This window comes from Streptomyces sp. NPDC060198, from assembly GCF_042728415.1.
GTDB lineage: Bacteria > Actinomycetota > Actinomycetes > Streptomycetales > Streptomycetaceae > Streptomyces.
Window position 1 is genome coordinate 1 of sequence record NZ_JBHWZJ010000299.1, and the last position, 8419, is coordinate 8419.

The window sequence follows — 8419 nt, forward strand, 5'->3', positions numbered from 1 at the left end:
CATGGCGCGCGCTCCGGGGCCGACCGGGCTTCAAACCCTTACGGGTTGACGCTCAACGTCAGGCGTTGACGCAGGTGTTGCCGAAGGCCGGGTTCAGGAGCCCGATCACGGAGATCGTGTTGCCGCACACGTTCACCGGAACGTGGACGGGGACCTGAATGACGTTGCCCGAGATGACGCCGGGGCTGCCGATGGCGGCACCCTGGGCACCCGCGTCGGCAACAGCCATGCCGGCGCCCGCGAGCACGAGACCACCGGTGACAGCCGCAGCGGCGGCAATCTTCTTGATCATTGTTCCTCCTCGTTGGAAATGCGGTCCCAGCCGCGGACCGCATCACCTGTAACGAGGAGAAAATCAGACGGCTACGAGTCCAACCCCCCTTTCACTCTTTCCGGTGAGATACGGACAAGCGGGCGAATTACGTCACCGGGGAGCGGGCGAAAGTGCGTGGGCGGGCTCAGCTGTGGTCGATGAACCGGTCCAGCACCCGTACGCCGAACTGCAGGCCGTCCACCGGAACGCGCTCGTCGACGCCGTGGAACATGCCGGCGAAGTCGAGCTCCGGCGGCAGCTTGAGCGGAGCGAAGCCGAATCCCCGGATGCCGAGGTCGTCGAAGGACTTGGCGTCCGTACCCGCCGACAGCATGTAGGGCACGGCCCGCGCGATCGGGTCCTCGGCCACCAGGGCCTTCTGCATGGCGTCCACGAGGGCGCCGTCGAAGGTCGTCTCCAGCGCCTTGTCCGCGTGCACGTCCTCGCGCCGCACGTTCGGGCCGAGGATCCGGTCGATGTCGGCGAGGAACTCCTCCTCGTACCCCGGCAGGAAGCGGGCGTCCACGTGGGCGGTCGCCTGGCCGGGGATGACGTTGACCTTGTAGCCCGCGCCGAGCTGCGTCGGGTTGGCGGTGTTGCGCAGGGAGGCCCCGATGAGCTTGGCGATGCCGCCCAGCTTGGCGAGGGTCTCCTCCATGTTCTCCGGGTCCAGCTCCGTGCCCAGCGCGTCCGAGAGCTCGTCCAGGAAGTGGCGCAGGGTCTTGGTGACCCGGACCGGGAACTGGTGGCGCCCCAGCCGGCCGACCGCCTCGGACAGCTCCGTGATGGCGTTGTCCTTGTGGATCATCGAACCGTGCCCGGCGGTGCCGTCCACGGTCAGCTTCATCCAGTGCATGCCCTTCTGGGCCGTCTCCACCAGGTAGAGACGCAGCTGCTCGTTGACGGTCAGGGAGAAGCCGCCGACCTCGCTGATGGCCTCGGTGACGCCCTCGAAGAGGCCCGGGTGCTTGTCGACGAGGTAGCGGGCACCGAACGTGCCGCCGGCCTCCTCGTCCGCGAGGAACGCCAGCACGATGTCGCGCGGGGGCTTGCGGCCGCTGCGCATCCGCTCACGGACGACGGCGAGCGTCATGGCGTCCATGTCCTTCATGTCGACCGCGCCGCGTCCCCAGACGCAGCCGTCCGCGATCTCGCCGGAGAACGGGTCGTGGGTCCAGTCCGCCGCGTTGGCCGGGACCACGTCCGTGTGCCCGTGGATGAGGAGCGCGGGCCGGGAGGGGTCCTCGCCCTCGATCCGGGCCACGGTCGACGCGCGGCCCTTGTGCGATTCGAAGATCTGCGGTTCCAGCCCGACCTCGGCGAGCTTCTCCGCGACGTACTCCGCGGCGAGCCGCTCGCCGGGGCCGGAGTGGTCCCCGTAGTTGCTGGTGTCGATCCGGATCAGCTCACGACAGAGGTCCACGACCTCGTTCTCGGCGTTGCCGGTCTTCCCGGACGGACCTGCCTGGGAGGCGCTGCTCTCGCTCACACTGATTCCTTCCACTGTCACGGTGGTGCTCCCCCTCATCCTCGCGCGCCCGCCCCGTGCGGCCCAAGGCCGTCCCCCCCGACGTCACGCGCCCGTCACACGCGCCGGGCGCCGGAGGGGGTGAGCGGGGCTGAGCCGGAGGTGTGATCGAGCACCCCCGAATGTTTGCTATTGTTTTCCACGTCGGAACGGGAACAACGGCCCCGGGAACGACAGACACCTTGTCCGGGTGGCGGAATGGCAGACGCGCTAGCTTGAGGTGCTAGTGCCCTTTATCGGGCGTGGGGGTTCAAGTCCCCCCTCGGACACCAACGAAGGACCCCAGTCGAACTGGGGTCCTTCTGCTTTTCCGGCCCCGGTCGCTCGCGCCCATCCGCTCCGGGCGGGAACAGCCCGACCGACACGCTGCCGATCGCCGGCGCGGGACGGCGGAGGGCGGACCCGCCCCACGTGCCCGGTACGGATGCCGCCGGGGTGGTCGATCGGATCGGTGAGGGCGTGACGACCGGCCAGCGGGTCGGCGACCACGTGACGGCCGTCGTGGTCCCGGTGGGCGCGCACGGCGCGCACGCGGAGCTGATCGTCCTCCCGCCCGAGTCCACCGCAGGCTCCTGTGCGGCGGCGTCCGGGCCGGTTCTCCGCAGGCCCCCGGCAGGCCTCCCCCAGGTAGCCATGACAGGGATTCCCGGGGGCCTGCGAGGTGATCGGAGAAGGCTGGCCGCCTGTGCCGTCCGCCCTACGGACACACCCTCTGACCTGTCATGATGGATGTGACACCACTTCCCCCAGGTTCCGGCGCTGGCTGTCCACCACGCGTCCCCCGCCACCTGAGAGGCCATCCGATGTCCCGCCCCCTGCCCGCCCGTCCCTCGCCCGCGGCCGGGGTCCCTGTCGTACGGCTCCGGGCGGGGACCTGGTGAGGGGGCGCCGGAAGTCCACCGCCGCACCGCTCCCCCAGCACGAGGGCGTCGATCCCGCGCGGGTGCGGCTGCCGGTGGACCCCGAGGGGGCCTGGGCGACGGTGGGCGACCATCTGCGGGAGCGGTTCGGTGCCGCGGTCGGGGTGGCGCGGGTGGACGCCATGCTGGCGGAGGGCCTGTTCGTCGGGGCGGACGGACTGCCGGTGCCGGGGACGCGGCCGTACGAGAGCGGGCTCGGCCTCTGGTTCCACCGGGAGTTCGCGCCCGAGGAGCCGGTGCCGTTCCCGGTCGGGGTGGTGTACCGCGACGAGCACGTGGTGATCGCCGACAAGCCGCACTTCCTCGCCACCACGCCGCGCGGCCGGCACGTGACGCAGACGGCGGTGGCGCGCCTCAGGCACCAGCTGGGGCTGCCGCACCTCCAGCCCGCGCACCGGCTGGACCGGCTGACGGCGGGCCTGGTGCTCTTCGTCGTGCGTCCCGAGGACCGGGGCGCCTACCAGACGCTGTTCCGGGACCGGCTGGTGCGCAAGGAGTACGAGGCGATCGCCGGGTACGACCCGGGGCTGGTGCTCCCCCGGACGGTGCGGAGCCGGATCGTGAAGGAGCACGGGGTAATAGCCGCGCGCGACGAGCCGGGCGAGCCGAACAGCGAGAGCCGGGTCGAGCTGCTGGAGCGGCGGGACGGGCTCGGCCGTTACCGGCTGCTGCCGGCCACCGGGCGCACCCACCAACTGCGGTTGCACATGAGCACGTTGGGGCTTCCGCTGGTCAACGACCCGCTCTATCCGGTGGTGGAGCCGCAGGGCGATCCGGACGACTGGTCCCGCCCGCTGCAACTGCTGGCACGAGTGCTGGAGTTCACCGATCCGGTCACGGGTGAGCCGCGCCGCTTCAGGAGCGGGCTGCGGCTCTCCGCGTGGCCGGACCGGTGAACGGGACGGATCGCGCGGGTCAGTGACCGCGTGCGATCCACTCGTCCAGGTGCGGGGCCTCCGCGCCGATGGTGGTGGAGTCGCCGTGTCCGGTGCGGACGGTGGTGTCCGCGGGGAGGGCGAGCAGCCGGTCCCTGATCGAGTCCACGATCGTCGGGAAGTGCGAGAACGACCGGCCGGTGGCGCCGGGGCCGCCCGCGAAGAGGGTGTCCCCGGTGAAGACCGTGGCGAGCTCGGGGGCGTACAGGCAGACCGCGCCCGGGGCGTGGCCCGGAGTGTGCAGGACGGTCAGCCGGGTTCCGGCGACCTCGATCTCCTGCCCGTCCGTCAGTTCACCGTCGGGCGCGCGGTCGGGGTGGGTCTGCTTCCACAGCGCCAAGTCGTCCGGGTGGAGCAGGACCGGGGCGCCGGTGGCGTCGGCGAGGGCCGGGGCGGCGTCGATGTGGTCGTTGTGCGCGTGGGTGGAGACGATGGCGCGCAGCGTACGTCCGCCGAGGGCGGTCAGGATGGCGTCGGCGTCGTGGGCGGCGTCGATGACGATCGCCTCGTGGTCGTCGCCGACGATCCAGACGTTGTTGTCGACGTCCCACTCGCCGCCGTCGAGCGCGAAGGTGCCGGAGGTGACGAGGTGGTCGATGCGGGCGGCCATCAGAAGACCACCACCGAACGCAGCACGTCGCCGTCGTGCATCCGCTCGAAGGCGCGCTCGACGTCGCCGATGCCGATGGTCTCGGTGACGAAGGCGCCGAGGTCGATCCGGCCCTGCTGGTGCAGGTCGACGAGCATGGGGAAGTCGCGGGAAGGCAGGCAGTCGCCGTACCAGGAGGACTTCAGCGAGCCGCCGCGGCCGAACACGTCGAGGAGGGGGAGTTCGAGGCGCATTTCGGGCGTGGGGACGCCGACGAGGACGACGGTGCCGGCCAGGTCGCGGGCGTAGAACGCCTGCTCGTACGTCTCGGGGCGGCCGACCGCCTCGATGACGACGTCGGCGCCGTTGCCGTCGGTGAGGGCGCGGATCGCCTCGACCGGGTCGTTCTCGCGGGAGTTGACGGTGTGCGTGGCACCCATCTTCTTCGCGGTCTCCAGCTTGCGGTCGTCGATGTCCACGGCGATGATCTTCGCCGCGCCCGCGAGCCGCGCGCCCATGACGGCCGCGTCGCCGACGCCGCCGCAACCGATGACCGCGACGGAGTCGCCCCGGCCCACCTGGCCGGTGTTGATGGCGGCGCCGATGCCCGCCATGACGCCGCAGCCGAGCAGACCGGCCACGGCCGGGGACACGGCGGGGTCGACCTTGGTGCACTGCCCGGAGGCCACCAGGGTCTTCTCCGCGAACGCGCCGATGCCGAGCGCCGGGGAGAGCTCGGTGCCGTCGAGCAGCGTCATCTTCTGCTTGGCGTTGTGGGTGTCGAAGCAGTACCAGGGGCGTCCGCGCAGACAGGCGCGGCACTGGCCGCAGACGGCCCGCCAGTTCAGGATGACGAAGTCGCCGGGCGCGACGTCGGTGACGCCCTCGCCGACCGACTCCACGACGCCCGCCGCCTCGTGGCCGAGGAGGAAGGGGAACTCGTCGTTGATGCCGCCCTGCTTGTAGTGCAGGTCGGTGTGGCAGACACCGCACGCCTGGACCTTCACCACGGCCTCGCCGGGGCCCGGGTCCGGGATCACGATCGTCTCGACCCGTACGGGCTCGTTCTTCCCCGGTGCGACGACCCCTTGCACCTGCTGCGGCATACCCTGGTCTCCCTCTGTGTGGCGGCCCCGGGGCCCCTGTGACGCCCCAGCCGCTGTCCGAAGATCGAACACGGACCACGGTACGCGGTGGGGGGAGGGCGTGCGCCGACCCGGACGGGCCTTCAGGGCGCGAGTACGTCCAGTTCGTCCAGGGCGCCGTGCGCGATCTCGCGGGTGAGCCGCTCGGCGGCCTCCGTGTCCCTCCCGCGCACCGCTTCGGCGACCCTGACGTGCAGGGTCACGGCGGCCGGGTCGGGGTCCTCGAACATCACCTGGTGGTGGGTGCGGCCGGCGAGGACCTCGGCGACCACGTCCCCGAGCCGGGCGAACATCTCGTTGCCCGAGGCGTTCAGCACCACCCGGTGGAAGGCGATGTCGTGGCGGAGGTACTCCTCCAGCCGCTGGCCGCGCGAGGTCTCGACCATGCCGAGGGCGCACTCGGTGAGGGCCGCGCACTGCGCGGGGGTGGCGTACCGGGCGGCGAGCGAGGCGGCGACGGGCTCGATCGCGGACCGCAGCACGGTCAGCGAGCGGAGCTGGCGCGGGCGGTCGGCCCCGGCCAGCCGCCAGCGGATGACCCGGGGGTCGTAGACGTTCCACGCCTCGGTGGGGCGTACGGTCACGCCGACCCGGCGCCGGGATTCGACGAGGTGCATCGACTCCAGCACGCGGACCACCTCGCGGACGACGGTGCGGGAGACCTCGAAGCGCTGGGCGATCTCGTCGGTACGCAGCACGTCGCCGGGCCGGCGCTCCCCCGAGGTGATCTCCAGACCCAGGGCGTCCAGCACATGCGTATGGAGCCCCTGGCTCGTCGCGGTCATGGAGCAAGGGTACGGGGCGGCGCCGGGACACCACGGCGGCCTCCGACGGGGAGCTCCCGGGCGGTGTCGAGGTGCGGGGGCCGGGGAAGGCGCGGGGTGCCGGAGCCGATCCGGCGGGTCGCACCCGCCCCCGGAGGACATTAAGTACGACTTTTATGTCACACCCACTTGAATAAGTACGACCTAATGGGTTTCAGTAGCGCGACGGACCGATGTCGAAGAAGACAGCGAGGCACCAATGAACACCCCCCACGTCGTCGTGGTGATGGGCGTGGCAGGGACCGGCAAGACCACGATCGGCCCCCTGCTCGCCACTGCACTGGGCGTCCCGTACGCCGAGGGCGACGACTTCCACCCCGAGTCGAACATCGCCAAGATGTCCGCCGGTACCCCGCTGGACGACTCGGACCGATGGCCCTGGCTGGACGCCATCGGCCAGTGGGCGCACGGCCGGGCCGGACTCGGTGGTGTCGTCTCCAGCTCCGCGCTGAAGCGGGTCTACCGCGACCGCCTGCGGGGCGAGGCACCCGACGCCGTCTTTCTCCACCTGACCGGAGACCGCGCCCTCATAGAGGGGCGGATGTCCGCGCGCAAGAACCACTTCATGCCGACCGCACTGCTCGACTCGCAGTTCGCCACGCTCCAGCCGCTCGAAGCGGACGAGGCGGGAGTCGAGGTCGACGTGTCCGGCACCCCTGAAGAGATCACCGAACGTGCCGTCGCCGCGCTGCGCCGGCTCGCGAGTTAAGGACCCCCCACCGTGACCAGTCTCAGCGTCGAGATGCTGGCAGCGGACGCCGTCGATCCCATCACCTCCGCGGGCAACGCGCAGTTGGGCATCGCTGTCGTCGCAGGCATCGCCGTCATCGTCCTGCTCATCACCAAGTTCAAGTTGCACGCCTTCCTGGCGCTCACCATCGGCTCACTGGCTCTCGGCTCCTTCGCCGGGGCTCCGCTGGAGAAGACGATCGCCAGCTTCACGGCAGGGCTCGGCTCCACCGTCGCGGGCGTCGGTGTCCTCATCGCGCTGGGCGCGATACTCGGCAAGCTGCTGGCCGACTCCGGCGGCGCCGACCAGATCGTGGACACCATCCTCGCGAAGGCGAGCGGCCGGGCGATGCCCTGGGCGATGGTGCTGATCGCCTCCATCATCGGCCTGCCGCTCTTCTTCGAGGTCGGCATCGTGCTGCTGATCCCGGTGGTGCTGCTCGTCGCCAAGCGCGGCAACTACTCCCTGATGCGGATCGGCATCCCGGCGCTCGCGGGTCTCTCCGTGATGCACGGACTGATCCCCCCGCACCCCGGTCCGCTCGTCGCGATCGACGCGCTCGACGCCAACCTCGGTGTCACGCTGGCCCTCGGCGTGGTGGTCGCCATTCCGACCGTGATCATCGCCGGTCCGGTCTTCTCCCGGTTCGCCGCCCGCTGGGTGGACATCAAGGCCCCCGAGCGCATGGTTCCCGAACGTGCCTCCGAGGAGCTGGAGCACCGCCCGAGCTTCGGCGCGACGCTGGCCACCGTGCTGCTGCCGGTCGTGCTGATGCTGGCGAAGGCCCTGGTCGACATCGTCGTGGACGACCCGGAGAGCGGTGTCCAGAAGGTCACCGACGTCATCGGCTCCCCGCTGATCGCCCTGCTCGCCGCCGTCATCGTCGGCATGTTCACGCTGGGCCGGGCCGCCGGGTTCACCAAGGACCGGCTGGCCGGCACCGTCGAGAAGTCGCTCGCCCCGATCGCGGGCGTGCTGCTCATCGTCGGCGCGGGCGGCGGCTTCAAGCAGACCCTCATCGACGCCGGTGTCGGCCGGATGATCCTGGAGTTCTCCGAGGACTGGTCCATACCCGCGCTGCTGCTCGGCTGGCTGATCGCGGTCGGCATCCGGCTCGCGACCGGTTCGGCGACGGTCGCGACCATCTCGGCGGCCGGCCTGGTCGCCCCGCTGGCGGCCGACATGTCGACCTCGCACGCCGCGCTGCTGGTCCTCGCGGTCGGCGCGGGCTCGCTCTTCTTCAGCCACGTCAACGACGCGGGTTTCTGGCTGGTGAAGGAGTACTTCGGGATGGACGTCGGCCAGACGGTCAAGACCTGGTCGGTGATGGAGACCATCATCTCCGTCTGCTCGCTGGCCTTCATCCTGCTGCTGTCCCTGGTGTTGTAGGCCCCCCCTACGGGGTGCCTGACGGCCCCCGGCTCCTGCTTCACCA

At 71.0% G+C, this 8419-nt stretch carries 9 protein-coding genes and 1 tRNA gene; 5 read left to right on the plus strand and 5 right to left on the minus strand.

Annotated elements, in window-relative coordinates:
• Positions 1–58 precede the first annotated feature (58 nt).
• A complete protein-coding gene (gene chpH, locus ACFWEP_RS27030; RefSeq protein ID WP_328722588.1) occupies positions 59–292 on the minus strand; it encodes a chaplin ChpH in 234 nt (77 codons plus the stop codon).
• Positions 293–458: 166 nt separating this feature from the next.
• Positions 459–1802, minus strand: coding sequence for a M20/M25/M40 family metallo-hydrolase (locus tag ACFWEP_RS27035; protein ID WP_387373728.1), 1344 nt, complete (start codon positions 1800–1802; stop codon positions 459–461).
• A 223-nt stretch (positions 1803–2025) separates the two neighbouring features.
• Here ACFWEP_RS27035 and ACFWEP_RS27040 point away from each other — a divergent pair.
• The 3 genes from ACFWEP_RS27040 to ACFWEP_RS27050 all read left to right on the plus strand — a co-directional run bounded on the left by ACFWEP_RS27040 (position 2026) and on the right by ACFWEP_RS27050 (position 3657).
• Positions 2026–2113 (plus strand) — tRNA-Leu (locus tag ACFWEP_RS27040).
• Positions 2114–2207: 94 nt separating this feature from the next.
• Positions 2208–2567 carry an alcohol dehydrogenase catalytic domain-containing protein gene (locus ACFWEP_RS27045; protein WP_387373742.1) on the plus strand — a complete coding sequence of 120 codons (360 nt, stop codon included), beginning with the start codon at positions 2208–2210 and terminating at the stop codon, positions 2565–2567.
• 151 nt (positions 2568–2718) lie between these two features.
• Positions 2719–3657 (plus strand): pseudouridine synthase, encoded by a 939-nt coding sequence (locus ACFWEP_RS27050; RefSeq protein WP_387373730.1) that lies wholly within the window; start codon positions 2719–2721, stop codon positions 3655–3657.
• Between the two features lie 19 nt (positions 3658–3676).
• Here ACFWEP_RS27050 and ACFWEP_RS27055 read toward each other — a convergent pair whose 3' ends face one another.
• From ACFWEP_RS27055 to ACFWEP_RS27065, 3 genes are all read right to left on the minus strand, one after another.
• A complete protein-coding gene (locus tag ACFWEP_RS27055; protein ID WP_387373731.1) occupies positions 3677–4306 on the minus strand; it encodes an MBL fold metallo-hydrolase in 630 nt (209 codons plus the stop codon).
• The gene (locus ACFWEP_RS27060) at positions 4306–5391 is read right to left on the minus strand and encodes an S-(hydroxymethyl)mycothiol dehydrogenase (protein WP_387373733.1); all 1086 of its coding nucleotides are present in this window, start codon (positions 5389–5391) and stop codon (positions 4306–4308) included. Before ACFWEP_RS27060 ends, ACFWEP_RS27055 begins: the two co-directional genes overlap by 1 nt.
• Positions 5392–5513: 122 nt before the next feature.
• Positions 5514–6215 (minus strand): FadR/GntR family transcriptional regulator, encoded by a 702-nt coding sequence (locus tag ACFWEP_RS27065; protein WP_387373735.1) that lies wholly within the window; start codon positions 6213–6215, stop codon positions 5514–5516.
• Positions 6216–6453: 238 nt separating this feature from the next.
• Here ACFWEP_RS27065 and ACFWEP_RS27070 point away from each other — a divergent pair, with 238 nt between their 5' ends.
• Together ACFWEP_RS27070 and ACFWEP_RS27075 are read left to right on the plus strand one after the other, a co-directional pair.
• Positions 6454–6963, plus strand: coding sequence for a gluconokinase (locus tag ACFWEP_RS27070; RefSeq protein WP_387373737.1), 510 nt, complete (start codon positions 6454–6456; stop codon positions 6961–6963).
• Between the two features lie 12 nt (positions 6964–6975).
• Positions 6976–8373: a GntP family permease gene (locus ACFWEP_RS27075; RefSeq protein ID WP_387373739.1), complete on the plus strand. Its 1398-nt coding sequence runs from the start codon at positions 6976–6978 to the stop codon at positions 8371–8373.
• The last annotated feature ends 46 nt before the right edge of the window (positions 8374–8419 follow it).